Below are 15,507 nucleotides of genomic sequence, written 5' to 3' on the forward strand. Positions count from 1 at the left end.
TTATGCCATTTTGGCTCAATGATTTAGGAATTGTGAGTGCATTAGGTGTTGGGCAAAAGCACACTATGGCGTGCATCAGTCAAGCGCCAACTCAAACACTTACAAACGTGTCTTCACTTGTTTTTGAACAGCGCCCAACATTTGTGGGGTTAGTGGATGTGTTACCGTTAACAGAATCAATGCGATTCTATAAGCTTATTGACTTAGCCTTGGCAGAACTGACCGACACGCTAGCAAAAGTAACATGTTCACGCGATCGTATTGCAGTGGTTATGGGCACTAGCACGGCTGCTATTCAAGAGGGGGAGAGGGCACGTAAAGTACACGCTAAAGAAGGAAAATGGCCGGCTCAGTTTAATTATTACGACCAAGCTCTCATCGCACCCGCGGCTTACATTGCAAAGACACTTGATGCAACGGGTCCCTGTTACAGCATTTCGACAGCATGCAGCTCAAGTGCCAAGGCAATGATCAGTGCACGTGCCTTGCTCAGTGCAGACTTAGCCGATGTGGTTATTTGTGGTGGAGTTGATAGCTTGTGCCAGCTGACAGTGAACGGTTTTGATTCACTCTCTTCAATTAGCGATGAAATTTGTAAGCCATTTAGTAAGGATAGAAAAGGCATTAATATCGGTGAAGCAGCAGCCGTGTTTGTGATGAGTAAAGAGCAACTCAATGATCACGCAGTGGCATTTTTAGGAGGGGGGGAAAGCTCCGATGCTCACCATATTTCAGCGCCAATTAGTGATGGTTCGGGTGCAATAAGTGCAATGCAAAAAGCACTTAATGATGCCAATCTACTCGCAACAGATATTGACTATATCAATGCTCATGGTACTGCAACAGTGCAAAATGATGCCATGGAGTCACTTGCAATCAGTAAGGTGTTTGGCAACAATACGCCCGTTAGCTCATCAAAACATTTAACCGGTCACACTTTAGGCGCTGCAGGTGCACTAGAAGCAGGCCTATGTTGGTTATATTTAGCTTACCCTGAGTTTACGCGCTTGGTGTTTAATAACGCAGAAGTAGATGAATCCCTGAGTGACATTAACCTAATAACTCAGCCCAGAGACGCATCTGTTAGCTATTGTTTATCGAATTCTTTTGCCTTCGGGGGCAATAATGTCAGTGTAATATTAGGACATCTGCATGAATAACTATAAAATTGAGCACGTCGTCCCTCATAGTGACCCAATGATTTTGCTCAATCGCCTTAACGGTTACACCGATGAATCTGGCTGCTGTGAAGTAGATATCAGCCCTGACAGCCCTTTTTACGATGAGAGTTTGCGCGGCGTTGCCAGCTATATTGGCTGTGAATATATGGCACAAGCCATTGCTGCGTATGCGGGGGCGTTGGCAAAAGACAGAGGCGATGCTGTCCAAATTGGCTTTTTAATCGGGACGCGTAAGTATAAAACGTATGCGCCTGTATTTAATAACGGCAGTACGTTAAAAGTATCCGTTGCAAGGTTATATCAAGAAGAATCCGGGTTGAGTGTGTTTGAGTGTCAAATTCATGATGCTGAAACATTATTAGCAGAAGCAAAAATAAATGTGTTTCAGCCTCAGGACCCCATGCAGTTTATAAGAGAAAATCAATGACAAAACGAATTTTAGTCACAGGTTCGAGCCGTGGAATAGGTAAAGCAATCGCATTACGATTAGCAAAAGATGGCTTTGATATTGCGGTTCATTGTCGAAGTGGTGTGACTGAGGCTGAGCAAACTTGTAAAGAAATCAGGGAGCATGGTTGTCATGCAAGCTTGTTACAGTTTGATGTGTGTGATCGGGCGCTGGCAAAACAACAAATTGAAGCGGATATCGCAGCACATGGGGCATATTACGGCGTGATCTGTAATGCGGGTATTACTAACGATATGGCCTTTCCTGCGATGCAAGGTGATGATTGGGATAAAGTTATTCGCACTGGTCTTGATGGATTCTACAATGTGGTTCATCCCACGGTAATGCCAATGGTTCAAACCCGTAAAGGGGGCCGCATTGTTACTATGGCATCAGTGTCTGGTATTGCGGGTAACCGTGGTCAAGTAAACTACAGTGCCGCAAAAGCGGGGATCATTGGTGCAACCAAAGCATTGTCGCTAGAACTTGCAAAACGCAAAATTACGGTGAACTGTGTTGCCCCTGGACTTATTGAAACAGCAATGACCGATGATTTACCCGTCGATGACATGCTAAAAATGATCCCATTAAAACGTATGGGCTCAGTAAACGAAGTTGCAGGAACCGTTTCATTCCTATGCTCTGAAGATGCGGCTTACATTACGCGTCAGGTTATCTCGGTTAATGGCGGAATGGTGTAATGAAACGTGTTGTTGTTACAGGTATGTCAGCTATTACTGCGCTGGGCGATACTTGGGAGGAATTTAAAGCCGCTTTGCAAAAAGGTGAAAACGCAGTTCAGTACATGACCGACTGGGATAGCGCACCAGAGCTTAACACTCGCTTAGCTGCGCCGGTTACTCATTTTACAAAACCCAGCCATTACAAGCGTAAACAAGTGCGTTCAATGGGGCGAGTTGCCTTAATGTCGACCTGTGCGACCGAGCATGCTTTACAAGATGCGGGACTGTTAGAACACCCAAGTTTAACCGATGGCTCTACAGGGATTGCGTTTGGCTCATCAACAGGCTCAACGCCGCCGTTGCTTGCCTTTGCCAAAATGATGGAAACGGGCGAAATGACCGGGGTGACAGCAACCAGCTATATTCAAATGATGGCACATACGGCCCCTGTCAATGTGGGCGTGTTTTTCAAAATAAAGGGCAGAGTAATCACGACAAGCTCTGCATGTACTTCAGGCTCACAGGGAATCGGTTACGCGTATGAGGCCATTAAGTTTGGGCGTCAAAAAGTGATGGTTGCGGGTGGTGCCGAAGAGTTATGCATTACCGAAGCGGCGGTTTTTGATACGTTATATGCAACCAGCACAAAAAATGATGCAGCAAAACAGACGCCACGTCCGTTTGATCAACATCGAGATGGTCTTGTTATTGGTGAAGGGGCTGGTACGTTAATTTTAGAAGAGTATGAACATGCCGTCGCTCGTGGAGCGACAATTTTTGCAGAGCTGGTAGGTTTTGGCTGTAATTCAGATGGTCAACACGTGACCCAACCTACAGCTGAAACCATGCAAGTTGCTATTGAATTAGCACTGGCAGATGCCCAGTTAAGTGCCGATGATATTGGCTACGTTAATGCTCATGGCACCTCGACTGATAGAGGTGACATTGCTGAATCTCATGCGACCTTTAATGCCTTAGGTAAAAAGCCAATTAGTTCATTAAAAAGTTACTTAGGACATACACTCGGTGCCTGTGGTGCAATTGAAGCATGGGCAAGTATTAATATGATGAATGATAGCTGGTTTGCACCGACTATTAATTTGACCCACGTTGATGCTGAATGTGCTGACCTTGATTACATAACTGGACAAGGCCGCGAAATGCGTACGGACTATATTATGTCTAACAATTTTGCATTTGGTGGTATTAATACATCGTTAATTTTTAAGAAGTGGCAAGCATGATCTGGCGCTGCGTTGTTGTTATTTTAGTTCTGGTTAGCGTAAAGGCGTACAGCGCAGCAAAAATGGAGTTGGGGGCTGGGGTATTTTATGCCGATATACCCCATTACTTAGGGTCAGATGAGAGCGAAAAATATTTACTTCCAGTGCCTTATTTCCGCTATCAAAGTGAGAAAATGGCCATTGACCGTAATAACTTCACCGGTTACCTGTGGCAACATGAAAACCTGCATTTAGATTTATCGGCGGGTGTTGGTTTAGCCGTTGATAGTAAAGATAACAAAGCACGCGAGGGCATGGACGACCTTGATTGGGTGTTTGAATTAGGGCCATCCTTAAATTATTACGTTATAGGTGAACCAAATAGCAAAGAGCACATGTATTTTAGTCTCTTTGTACGTAAAGCCATTGCGACCGATTTTGGTGATGTAGATGATATAGGTTGGCGTTATGGTCCCAGTATTTATTACACCATACCGCTTTTAGAGCAAGCACACTCACAGTTTTCAGTCGCATTTCGTGGTAATGTAAATTTTGCGACAGAGCGTTATTTGGACTATTACTACGCGGTTAACGAAATAGAAAGTAATGCAACACGGCAAATATACGCAAGCCGTTCAGGTTTTTCAGGCGCTGATGTGTCAATTGGGCTCCATTTCGATACACCTAACTACTGGTTAGGTGGCTTTGTTAAATATCATCATCTTGCTAATAGTCAGCAACATGCAAGCCCGCTCGTTAAGCAAGACTATAATGTGTCTATTGGCTTTGGTGTTGCGTGGAAATTCTACCGTAAGCATTTTTAATGAGTGCGGCACATATTAAACGACGATCACCCTCACTTGTTTTATTAAAAGGCACTTTAGTGAAGTAATAACTAACTAAAGTCATTTTTTTTCTGTATAATTTGCGACCCTTGATATGATGGCCGCAGGTTATACAGCATGAACTTTAAATCGTTTAGTTTTTCTTCTGAGCTCTTACAGGCATTAGAAGAACTTAATTTCCATACGCTTACTCCCGTTCAACGCAGTGCAATTCCTGCGGTACGAAAAGGGAAAGATGTACTTGCTAGCGCACAAACAGGCACCGGTAAAACCGCTGCGTTTGCGCTGCCACTTATTCAAAAATTATCTGAATCAACCTTAAGCGATAACAATGCGCCGAGCGCACTTGTGCTTGCTCCGACGCGTGAACTTGCTGAGCAAATCGCCAATAACGTTAAAGCGTTTGCTAAATACACGGCACTAAAAACAGTGTGTTTATTTGGTGGTGTTAATTTAGCCGGACAAGCAAACGATCTTAAAGCGGGTGTTGATATCGTTGTGGCGACACCTGGTCGTTTATTAGATCATCTTCGTTTGGGTAATATCAGCTTAGCAAATGTAAAGCACTTGGTTCTTGATGAAGCAGACCGTATGCTCGATATGGGTTTTATAACTGATATGCAAACGGTTATAAACGGCTGTGATGAAACACGTCAAATTTTACTCTTTTCAGCAACGTACCCCGCGGCGATAAAACAGTTTGCAAGCAAAGTTCTTAAGCAACCTGAAATTATTCGTGTCGATCAAACAAACAGTACCGCAGAAACCGTACAGCACGTTGTTTACCCTGTTGAAGAGCGCCGTAAACAAGAGCTTTTATCAGAACTGATCGGTAAGAAAAATTGGCAGCAAGTGTTAGTGTTCGTCAACATGAAAGAAACAGCCGATGAGCTCGTTAAAGAATTGAACCTTGATGGTATTCCTGCGGCTGTGTGCCATGGTGATAAAACCCAAGGTAACCGACGTCGTGCACTACGTGAATTTAAAGAAGGTAAAGTACGTGTGCTTGTTGCAACTGAAGTCGCAGCTCGTGGTATTGATATTGAAGGCCTTCCACGAGTGATCAATATTGATTTACCTTGGCTTGCTGAAGACTATGTACACCGTATTGGTCGTACAGGACGTGCTGGTAAACCGGGACAGGCAATCTCATTTGTAAGTCGCGAAGAAGAGAATACGTTATTCGATATTGAAAAGTTAATTGGTCAACGCATTAACCGTATAGTGCTGCCGGGTTATGAAGTAAGCAATCGTGAAGTCCTGATCGACAAAATTGGTAAAAAGCCATCTCATTTACGTCGTAGCCGAAGCAATAAGCCATCAGGGCAGGCAACCGGCGAAGCCAGAGCCAAGAACCGCTCGCGTATTGCTAAAGTGAGAAAATCACTTAAAGGCAATAAACTTAGCTTAAAAAAATAGCGTTTATTGGTCGTAATTAGCCCCATCGCCTTTCGGCCATGGGGCTTTTTTGAACCTAAAACTAGTCCAAAAGGAGTGTTTTTGTTAATTTTTATGGTTAAAAGAGTGGTTTGTTATTAACAAGTGTACCTTATTGAATTACAATTGCTTTTTTAATCAATGAAGTCGTGTAATTTGTGCGCACGTGTCTAAATGGATGTTTATGCTGTACTTAAAAAAAATAATAACCCGTGTTGTAAAATCCTGCCTAATTTTCAGTTGCGTCAGTATTTCTTCGCTAGCAACGGCTAGCGACAAAGTGGAGTTTGCTTTAGCGCATATTAAAGAATCAATCAGTGTTGATGGCGTTATGGATGAAGCTCATTGGCAACAAGCAACAAAAGTACCGCTAAAATATCAGAATGAGCCTAATGAAAAGGGCACGCCCCCGGTACACACCGATGCCTACCTGTATGAAGATGGCCAATACTTGTACGTTGGCTTTATTGCTAAAGACCCAGACCCGTCACAAATACGTGCAGCACTTCGTGACAGAGATACACTGTGGCAAGACGATAATGTTGCCCTGATGATCGATACCTTTAACGACGAACGAACGGGTTATGAGTTTTACGTAAACCCACTAGGTGCGCAAGGCGATATGCGCATGACCGATATCGATGATTGGGTGGAAGACCCATCATGGGATGCAATCTGGGATAGTGCGGGTCAAATTACCGATGAGGGTTATGTGGTTGAGATGCGCATTCCCTTTACGGCACTGCGTTTTCCAAAAGGTAAAGAACAACTGACTTGGAGCTTGGCTGTTTGGCGTAATTATCCGCGTGATGTGTTTTATCAAATGTCTAACGTAGGCTTTGACCGTGATGTAAAGTGCAGTTTTTGTCAGTTTGATAAACTAACAGGGTTTGCTGACATGACACAAAGTATGAATATTCAGCTTACCCCGACTTTGACCGCGCTTCGTAATGATACAAAAAATACGCTGCCAGGTGATTGGCAAAATGGAGATGTTGATACAGAAGCGGGCCTTGATTTACGCTGGGGCGTTACACAAGATGCAGTGATTAATGCAACGATTAACCCTGACTTTTCGCAAGTTGAAGCGGACTCACTTGAACTTGATGTTAACACCACTTACTCGATTTATTATGCTGAAAAACGCCCATTCTTTTTAGATGGAGCATCCTATTTTAAAACCAGTCAGTTCGAGTTGTTGTATACACGCACAATAGCCGAGCCTGACGTAGGCGTTAAGTTAACAGGCAAGACCGGTAACCACAGCTATGGGTTTATATATGCAGATGATGACAACACCAGTGTGTTATTACCAACCAACCAAGGCTCATATTTTGCAAATCTAGGCGATAAAACTCATGCCGCTGTGGGGCGCTATCAATTTGATATTGGTCAAAAAGGCACTATCGGGGTTATGAGTACACACCGGGAAAATGATGATTATCATAACTCGGTATTATCACTCGATGGCAGTTATTGGTTTAACCAAACAGACAGCTTGCAATACCAAGTTGCAACAACCGATACAAAAAACTCTGATTTTTTAGTTGATGTTTATGGCTTAGAAGAAACGCAATCAGATCAGGCCTATAAAGTAGAGTTTAGTCGTACCAAACGTGATTATGAACTGTATGCAAGCTATGAAAACATTGGTGAGGAGTATCGCTCTGACTTAGGTTATCAAGCAAAAGTTGACTATAAACAAGCTCAACTCGGAGGCGGTCAAACCTGGTATCGTGATGCCGATGATATTATCACTGAGTACAGCTATAATGCTGAGTGGGATAAAACCTGGGCACAAAATGGTGACCTACTCGAAGAAGAATACGATGGCTTCTTTACCTTTAAAGGTAAAATGCAGTCACAGACTGAAATCGGCTTTATTCACCGCAATGAATTTTACGCAGGGCAGTTCTTTAATCAAAACATCGCTTATATTTATGGCGGTTTTAGGCCCATCCGCGATATCCGCTTTTTACTGTATGCTCAGTATGGCAGCAAAATAGACTACAGCAATGCGCAACTTGGCACGATGGTGCGTGTCGAGCCTGAAATGACTTGGGATATTAATGACCACTGGCAAGTTCAATTAGAGCATAGTTATAGCTACCTTGATAACGAGCAAAATGAACGCGTTTATACTGCAAACCTCACTGATTTACGTGTGTATTATAAATTTAATATGCGCTCAATGCTCAAGCTTGTATTGCAATTTAAAGACATAGATCGTGATAGAGATGCCTATTTTTCTAACGTGAGTGAAATTAACCGTGATTTCGCCAGCCAATTAGTGTATTCATACAAAATAAATTCACAAACCCTGTTCTATTTAGGTTATTCGGATAAAGGCTATCAGGATGACTCTTTAAAAGAGCTAGAACGTGATCAACGAACATTTTTCACAAAACTAAGCTATGCATGGCAGCTTTAGTTATAATTATAAGTAAGGAAAACAATGAAGTTATTAAAGTTATCAGTCGTTACTGCGGTAGCAACAGTGCTTGCTGGGTGTGCAGCAAAACAAGACGTCTCACATTTTGAAGCCGAAGTACCAAAAACAGTGTGTATTGCAGAGCATCAAGCTGTTAAAGAGGGTGTCGTAACGGCGCTAGAATCAGGGTTTGCCAAACATAACGTGAAAACTCGTGTTATCCCAGCAAACTATGTTTTAAAACATCAAGCGTACCAAACGGATATTACATCGGCTAACACGGATGGCTGTGATGCAGTTGCTTTTTATGTCGCTAATTGGCATTGGGATCTCGCCCTGTACATGGCGTATGCTAATATTTGGGTGATGGATCCTGAGCAAAAAGAAACGATTGCTCAAGCAAGCTACCGCACTGGTGGTGGGCTAGATAAGTTTATTGATGCTAATGATAAAATTATCGAACTGGTCGATGCGATGTTTCAGCAAGTTGAAAGCAAAAACAAAAATAAATCAGAAAAAACAGCGATCTAATTAAGTTGGTCAGCCTATGGCTGACCAATCTCTTCTTTAACTTTATTTCTTACCACACTTTCAAGGCTTTTCAGGCCCCATTGTTTACCGGTTTCAATTGCTTCATCTATCGGTTTTTTAAGTGTCACAGCATGATAAAGCGCAACCAAGGCACCGACACGATTACTACTAGCACAGTGCAATAAGGTGGTTTCTTGTTGATGTGTTTGCAGTAAGGCTTGAAGTTTTGTGGCATTCTCAAGCGTAATATCTGCTTTCGAACGAACTGGAATATGGTAGTAATTCATACCGAGTCCACTTACTAACTCTTTCTCCGACCAGCTAGTTTCATTATCGCCGCGTAAGTTAATAACTGTTTGCAGCCCCAAGTCTTTTAACTTAGCAAAGTCTGTTTGGCTGGGTTGACCCGAGGTATAAACAGACTCTGATTGTGCTTTTAAGTTTAAAATATCAAGTTGTGTTACGTCTGTTTGAGCGGCTATCGTTGAAAACGACAGTAAAGCGAATAACGCTAAGTGTATGAGCTTATTCATAATGTCTCTTTTAATTAGGTTAATGTTTGGTATAAACAGTTCGCACGCAAGTATGCCCAGTCTATGATGACTTATTCAGTAAAGGCGTGGTTACTTAGGATGATAAAAATGTGTTTTCATCCCTTTTTACACTGCTTTTATGTATTTACTCTAATCTGTCGGATTAAAAATGTACATCTTAGTTTGAAATTTGATTGTTGTGCTTTAAAAGAGAAATAACTATCAAAATTAAGTAACTAAATTTCATTGAAGTAAAGCACAATGGCGGCTCCCTCTAGACTACTCCCACTATGAATATTGATACCAATACCAAAATTATCGAACCATGAGGTCCAGTGACGGCTGTCCCACAAAAAGCCAAGGCCATATTCATAAAAGTGATCAGTGCCAAACGCAGCTGGGCTATCTCCACCTAAGTCAATGCGTTGCCCTTTAATGTAGAAAGCTTGTTCAAAGGGGCCCACTTTGAACATATTAAATTTAGCTTTTATGCCATTAAGTATCCGTGTTGTTTCAGGCTTTGCACTTTCAATTTCGTTAGGTTGTGATAAAGCCCAGCCGTAATAATAATTAATATTTAACTTATATTCATAATAGCCCCAATGTCGAGGCAATCTATAAACCATAGACAGGCTGGGATTTAACACCAGCGCATTACTGTTTAAATTGGTATAGAGATTGTTGGTTAGCGGTTTTAATACGTCACGGCTTTGCTGAGAGTTATAATCGTAGTCATTGTCGTAATGTAGGTAGTGGCTATTTAAGCCAATAATATAGGACCATTTTGAGCCAAGTGCTTTTTCAGCATTAATACCAAACGTGGCGCTATAGACAGTTTCAGAAATAGAGTCGGATTGGGCTTCGTCAAAGAGTGAAATGAAATCAGCTTGATTCAAATAACTGACCCGGCCGTTTATATGCCACTTATGTTCATAGTAGGGCTGTTTTGCCTCCCATGAGAAAGGAACACTGTATAAGCGCAACTTTTTGCGAAGGGCAATGCTCTCGCCATCTTTATTGGTAAAGTGAGGGTTAAATATTTTTTGAGGATCAAAATCACCAAACCCCAAGGTAATACTGTCGCCATCAGTAAGTACTAAAGACGTTGATAAAGCAGTTTCAAGCTGTTTGGTTGGGTTTGCTTGCAAACTGAAAGTCATTACACAGCATAGTAAAGCACAGACTTTTATCGGTAACGTCATAAAAAATAAAGGATAGGAACAGGAGTAATAATCATAGAAGTATATACACAGCCTCACAACAATCGAAACAAAAAAGCCAAGTATTCTACTTGGCTTTTAAACGTTAATCGTGATTAAGGTTGGTAATAAATAGGTGATTCAGGTCCCACCGGAAGGCCTAATACAAATACCCAAAGATAAAATAGGGCAACCCAACCGACAAAGAAAATCATGCTATAAGGCAACATAGTGGCGACGAGTGTGCCAATACCCATGTCTTTTTTGTATTTAGTGGCAACCGCCAAAATTAAACCAAAGTAGCTCATCATTGGTGTAATTAAGTTTGTCACAGAGTCACCTATACGGTATGCCGCTTGAATGGTTTCGGGTGCGTAGCCAATTAGCATTAACATAGGCACAAAAATAGGTGCTGTTACTGCCCACTGTGCAGAGGATGAGCCTAAACTCAAGTTAACTAGCGCACACATTAAAATAAAGAGTACGAAAACCTCTGGGCCTGTTAGGTTTAAAGCTTGCAGAAGTGCAGCCCCATTGATAGCTAAAATAGTACCTAGATTAGTCCATTTGAAAAAGGCAACAAATTGAGCTGCAAAGAACACCAAGACGATATACATGCCCATAGAGCTCATACTTTTACTCATCGCATCGATGACGTCTTTATCGTTTTTCATCGTGCCGACAACTCGGCCATAGACAAATCCAGGAATACCAAACGTGACAAAAATAAAAACCACGATGCCTTTTAAGAAAGGTGAGTGTGCAACTAAGCCTGTTTCAGGGTTACGCAAAATGCCATCGTCAGGAACAATGGTCCATGCAAGTAACAGCGATACAACCAATAATGAGACACCCGCCCACTTTAATCCTGATTTTTCTTTTGCCGTTAAGCCTGCGATATCGTTTTTAGGTAAGTCATTACTTGCTTCTTCTGGGTTGTATTTACCTAAGCGTGGTTCAACAATCTTTTCGGTAACGAAAGTGCCTAAAATAGCAATTAGGAATACAGAAATCATCATGAAATACCAGTTAGCTTCGGCGCCTACTTGATAATTTGGATCAATCATTTGTGCCGCGGGTGTCGTAATACCCGCTAACAGTGGATCAATCGTACCTAGCAATAGATTCGCACTGTAACCACCGGATACCCCTGCAAATGCTGCAGCAAGACCTGCTAATGGATGACGCCCCAAGCTGTGGAAAATCATTGCGGCTAAAGGAATTAATACAACATAACCAAGCTCAGATGCAGTATTTGATAATATTGCCGCAAAGACCACCATAAACGTGACTAAACGTTTTGATGCACCCATGACCATGCCGCGCATTGCTGCAGAGAGTAGTCCCGAATGTTCAGCAACACTGACACCTAAAAGAGCAACTAATACAGTGCCCAGCGGGGCGAAACTGGTGAAGTTGGTTACAAGACCTGTCACAATACGTTGCAAGCCTTCAGCGCTAAGTAAGCTGACTACTTCAATCACACCATCAGGATCGCGGCCAGCGGCACCTTCGGGGCGCGGGTCTATGGCACTTAATCCAAACCAATCTGCAACACCGCTAAAAACAATAATTGCCACACAAAACATTGCAAAGAGTGTGATTGGGTGGGGGAGCATATTCCCTAAAAATTCGACAGTCGCTAGGAACCTGTTAAACAATCCATTGTTATCACCATCGTTTGTGGTTGGTGAATCTACTGCTTTTGACATATCCAGTTCTCATAATTACAAAATGGCGTTAACCTAGCATTTTTTGACCTCTGGGTCATGTTTTTAGCGATAAGATATGTTTTAAGTGCGGTTGATTACCCCTTTGTACAGCAAAGGGTAACGGCGTAAACGTTTACCGATATAATCATCGGCAAGAATTTGCGCACACACTTCGTCTACACCGTTACTGGCTTCAAAGACCCAATCGAAACGTTCTATTGCTAGCAAGAAACCTCGTTTGAGAAAGCTTTGTTCGCGATAAAAGTCTAGGTTTTTACGAATGATGTCTAACTTACGAGGATCATCCTTCAGTGCGCTAATTACCTGATTTATGTAAGCAACTTGCTGCTTTGATTCAGCTTTTACACGTCGCGACATTGTTAAGTTAGTGCTCCTCGTTAGCAATAAATTGAATTTTCTTTATAAAGTCGTCTTTATTCTTCTCATGTTGGTAATCAAGGTGATAAGTATTATGAAAACCAAAGCGAAGCAAAACACCACTGCCTTTTAAGTAGACGGTGTAGCCATCAATATCAGAGAAAGCGCAAATGCCTTCATAGAGCTTGCCGTCTTCATGGTCTTCACCGTGTTGGATAATTTTTTCGTAAACAGAAAGAATTAATTTACCGTCTAATTCATTTTTCATGATGACTCCTTTTATTCTCAGTACGTTAAATACCTATAAAAAGTTTAGTGCTATTTTGTGTAATGTGAATATTCATACGCCAGTGTTTTGCGTTAGGTCATTAAAAAACAAAAAAAGTGCCGTGGGTGTCGAAAATTTACAATACCTTAGCGACACCTCACCACTAAACTGTTTTCTATTTGCAGGTGACCGTATGAGCCGTTTAGCTATTACAATTTTATTCATGTTACTTATGAGTATAGGAAGTCCGTTGTCAGCGCAACCTCCACTCACTTTACAAACCCACACAGGCGAAGAGGTTAGTCTTAATAGCCTATTTGGACAAAAACCCGTTTACTTAAAATTCTGGGCCACCTGGTGTAAACCTTGTATGCAGCAAATGCCACATTTTCAACGAAGTTATGAACAGTACGGTGATAAAATTCAGTTTATCGCTATCAATATAGACCTTAATGATAACGCGGATGCCGTTGCGAAAGTTGAAAACCAGTTTTCACTCACAATGCCTATGTACACAGACCATACAGCGAAGGTTGCAAAGCATTATGAGTTTTTAGGTACGCCTTTTCATGTCTTAATTGATAATAATCAAAATGTGATTTTTCAAGGGCATGATGCCGATCAGCCGCTCGATAATACGTTACGGTTACTCTCACACAATGGCCGAGTTGATAAAGTAAGGCTGCTTAATGAAAAGCAAAAGAGTGGCACGCAATTAGTGATCCCCAAAGACGCTAAAAAAGCGGTGTTGTTTACAACAACGTGGTGCGATTGGTATTTAGCTGATACCCGTCCACAAATGGCCAAGCAATGTGTACTTGCTCAAAAGTACATTAATGAACTTGCAGTACAGGGAATTGATGTGGAAGTAAAAGTGAGTCAGCTTTGGACAGACCATAATGCGGTCGCTGAGTATGTTAAAAAATTCACCGCCAATATGCCGGTTTCAATTGACTATGGTAATGATTTATTTATTGAATATGGGATAAATTCGGTGCCAAGTTTATTAATCTTTGAGAATGGAAAGCGTGTTGCAAAACGCGAAAAATTTTAGTCAAAACGCTGCGAATTTGCTTTGTAATTCACTGAATTTAGCCTATGCTCAAAGCTCATTTACTTGTGAGCTTAAAGCATGATTGATAAGGCATTATTAACAAAAACTCGCGAATTATCTGACCGATTAATCGCCCTACAAACTCCGATCAGAATTCTTGATGCGATTAATTGGGATAAACAGATCAAAGAAGAGTTTTTTAAACATAAATGTCAAAAAAACCCGACAGTTGACCAAGCCTATTACCAACAGCGTGACCTTGGTTTTGTGCCAAGTGATTTACGCCGAGCATTTTCAGATCTTAACCGCGATATCATCAGTCAACTCGGTCAGTTAAATCCTATTGCACAGTACATGAGTAAAATGTGCACAGAGTATAAAACCGTACTTAGTATGATTGAATATCGTGGAACCCCCGAGTTTCATGACCTGTCGGTGGAGTTATTTGGTCACCCAAAAGATTTATTCCATGCGGGTGAGCCTTCGCTTGCTGAATTGGCTACGATGTTAGAACAACCCCTTAAAAGCATGCTTGATGCAGACATTTTACCCGATGACCCAAAAAATATTGAGGCAGTGGATGCGGTAAAGATTCTGGCTGAGCAAGTGAAGCAGAGTATGCCGGGTATAAACGTAGAAGTTATTTTAAGTGATGGTATTGTCAGTGATGCAGCAGCAGGGGCTGACAATATTAAGCTGAATCAAGATGTGAAATTCTCACAACGAGAACTTGATATTCTTGAAGTGCATGAAGGCTGGATCCACGTTGGCACCACGCAAAATGGTTTAGCTCAACCTTATTTAACCTGTTTAAGTAAGGGCACTCCAAGTTCAACAGTTACCCAAGAAGGCTTAGCTGTTTTGACAGAAATAATTACGCTTAAGTCAACACCAAGGCGGTTAGCTAAATTAGTTAATCGTATTCAAGGTATTACCAAAGTAATTGATGGTGCAGAGTTTGTTGATATTTATCGAGATTATATTGCGCAAGGGCTAAGTAAAGACGACAGCTATACGTTAACGCAACGTGTCTTTAGAGGAAGCACTGCAACGGGTCTGCCATTTACGAAAGACATTGCTTACATTAAAGGCTTTGTGTTGGTGTATAACTTGATCCGTGTTGCAATTCAGTTAGGTCGCATTGATCAATTACATTTATTGTTAGTCGGCAAAATCTCAATTGATGATTTTAGGCTTATCTCACAATTACATGACTTAGGAGTGATTGAAGATCCTAAATTTATTCCTCCACACTTCAAAGATTTAAGAGGTTTAGCTACGTGGCTCAGTTTCGGGCGTTTTATTGGCAACTTGTCATTTGAACAACTTGAGAATGACTATAAACCTTTGTTTATTTGAGAATAAAAAACTCAAAAGTAATGCAATAATTATATAAAGCAAATTCCATCTAAATTTAGCATGTATCGTAAATTTTTGTTTACGATACATGTTTTTGTTTCTTTTTTATAAACAGTCTGGTTTTTCTTACAGCCCCCGTATAACCTCCTTTTCGCCAATTTACATGATGTTAACGTTATGTTTTTATTTTTGTTATTCACCTTACTGTTGTTGTAAACGATATAG

15 protein-coding genes are annotated in these 15,507 nt (G+C 41.4%); 10 read left to right on the forward strand and 5 right to left on the reverse strand.

The window, feature by feature from the left end; genetic code table 11:
* Window positions 1–2: 2 nt before the first annotated feature.
* The 8 genes from ACSSVW_RS01015 (at window position 3) to ACSSVW_RS01050 (ending at window position 8,779) form a co-directional block, all read left to right on the forward strand.
* The gene (locus ACSSVW_RS01015) at window positions 3–1,160 is read left to right on the forward strand and encodes a beta-ketoacyl-ACP synthase (protein ID WP_454178653.1); all 1,158 of its coding nucleotides are present in this window, start codon (window positions 3–5) and stop codon (window positions 1,158–1,160) included.
* Window positions 1,153–1,608, forward strand: a complete 456-nt coding sequence (locus tag ACSSVW_RS01020; protein WP_230236596.1) for an ApeP family dehydratase — start codon at window positions 1,153–1,155, stop codon at window positions 1,606–1,608. The genes ACSSVW_RS01015 and ACSSVW_RS01020 overlap by 8 nt, the downstream gene beginning before the upstream one ends.
* Window positions 1,605–2,330: a 3-oxoacyl-ACP reductase FabG gene (fabG, locus tag ACSSVW_RS01025; protein WP_065979018.1), complete on the forward strand. Its 726-nt coding sequence runs from the start codon at window positions 1,605–1,607 to the stop codon at window positions 2,328–2,330. Before ACSSVW_RS01020 ends, fabG begins: the two co-directional genes overlap by 4 nt.
* Window positions 2,330–3,556: a beta-ketoacyl-ACP synthase gene (locus tag ACSSVW_RS01030; protein WP_065979019.1), complete on the forward strand. Its 1,227-nt coding sequence runs from the start codon at window positions 2,330–2,332 to the stop codon at window positions 3,554–3,556. Before fabG ends, ACSSVW_RS01030 begins: the two co-directional genes overlap by 1 nt.
* Window positions 3,553–4,359 (forward strand): MipA/OmpV family protein, encoded by an 807-nt coding sequence (locus tag ACSSVW_RS01035; protein ID WP_454178654.1) that lies wholly within the window; start codon window positions 3,553–3,555, stop codon window positions 4,357–4,359. Before ACSSVW_RS01030 ends, ACSSVW_RS01035 begins: the two co-directional genes overlap by 4 nt.
* A gap of 138 nt (window positions 4,360–4,497) precedes the next feature.
* Entirely contained in the window at window positions 4,498–5,799 is a 1,302-nt protein-coding gene (locus ACSSVW_RS01040) for a DEAD/DEAH box helicase (RefSeq protein WP_036972099.1), read from the forward strand.
* A 196-nt stretch (window positions 5,800–5,995) separates the two neighbouring features.
* Complete coding sequence (locus ACSSVW_RS01045) at window positions 5,996–8,248, forward strand: DUF5916 domain-containing protein (protein WP_454178807.1); 2,253 nt, start codon at window positions 5,996–5,998, stop codon at window positions 8,246–8,248.
* 24 nt (window positions 8,249–8,272) lie between these two features.
* Window positions 8,273–8,779 (forward strand): Sbal_3080 family lipoprotein, encoded by a 507-nt coding sequence (locus ACSSVW_RS01050; protein ID WP_036972093.1) that lies wholly within the window; start codon window positions 8,273–8,275, stop codon window positions 8,777–8,779.
* Window positions 8,780–8,793: 14 nt separating this feature from the next.
* Here the strand turns inward: ACSSVW_RS01050 and ACSSVW_RS01055 are convergent, their stop codons facing one another.
* From ACSSVW_RS01055 to ACSSVW_RS01075, 5 genes are all read right to left on the reverse strand, one after another.
* Window positions 8,794–9,312, reverse strand: a complete 519-nt coding sequence (locus ACSSVW_RS01055) for a protein tyrosine phosphatase family protein (protein ID WP_036972091.1) — start codon at window positions 9,310–9,312, stop codon at window positions 8,794–8,796.
* Window positions 9,313–9,548: 236 nt separating this feature from the next.
* A complete protein-coding gene (locus ACSSVW_RS01060; protein ID WP_083422876.1) occupies window positions 9,549–10,514 on the reverse strand; it encodes a Solitary outer membrane autotransporter beta-barrel domain in 966 nt (321 codons plus the stop codon).
* A gap of 113 nt (window positions 10,515–10,627) precedes the next feature.
* Window positions 10,628–12,223 (reverse strand): AbgT family transporter, encoded by a 1,596-nt coding sequence (locus ACSSVW_RS01065; protein ID WP_036972087.1) that lies wholly within the window; start codon window positions 12,221–12,223, stop codon window positions 10,628–10,630.
* Between the two features lie 81 nt (window positions 12,224–12,304).
* The gene (locus ACSSVW_RS01070) at window positions 12,305–12,601 is read right to left on the reverse strand and encodes a hypothetical protein (protein WP_421420294.1); all 297 of its coding nucleotides are present in this window, start codon (window positions 12,599–12,601) and stop codon (window positions 12,305–12,307) included.
* 7 nt (window positions 12,602–12,608) lie between these two features.
* Window positions 12,609–12,869 carry a DUF3081 domain-containing protein gene (locus ACSSVW_RS01075; protein WP_036972083.1) on the reverse strand — a complete coding sequence of 87 codons (261 nt, stop codon included), beginning with the start codon at window positions 12,867–12,869 and terminating at the stop codon, window positions 12,609–12,611.
* A 193-nt stretch (window positions 12,870–13,062) separates the two neighbouring features.
* On the opposite strand from ACSSVW_RS01075, the gene ACSSVW_RS01080 reads away from it, so the two are divergent.
* Window positions 13,063–13,923: a redoxin domain-containing protein gene (locus ACSSVW_RS01080; protein WP_304634015.1), complete on the forward strand. Its 861-nt coding sequence runs from the start codon at window positions 13,063–13,065 to the stop codon at window positions 13,921–13,923.
* A gap of 78 nt (window positions 13,924–14,001) precedes the next feature.
* Window positions 14,002–15,282 carry a flavohemoglobin expression-modulating QEGLA motif protein gene (locus tag ACSSVW_RS01085; protein WP_036972081.1) on the forward strand — a complete coding sequence of 427 codons (1,281 nt, stop codon included), beginning with the start codon at window positions 14,002–14,004 and terminating at the stop codon, window positions 15,280–15,282.
* Window positions 15,283–15,507 lie beyond the last annotated feature (225 nt).

This window comes from Pseudoalteromonas sp. MBR-15, from assembly GCF_053628915.1.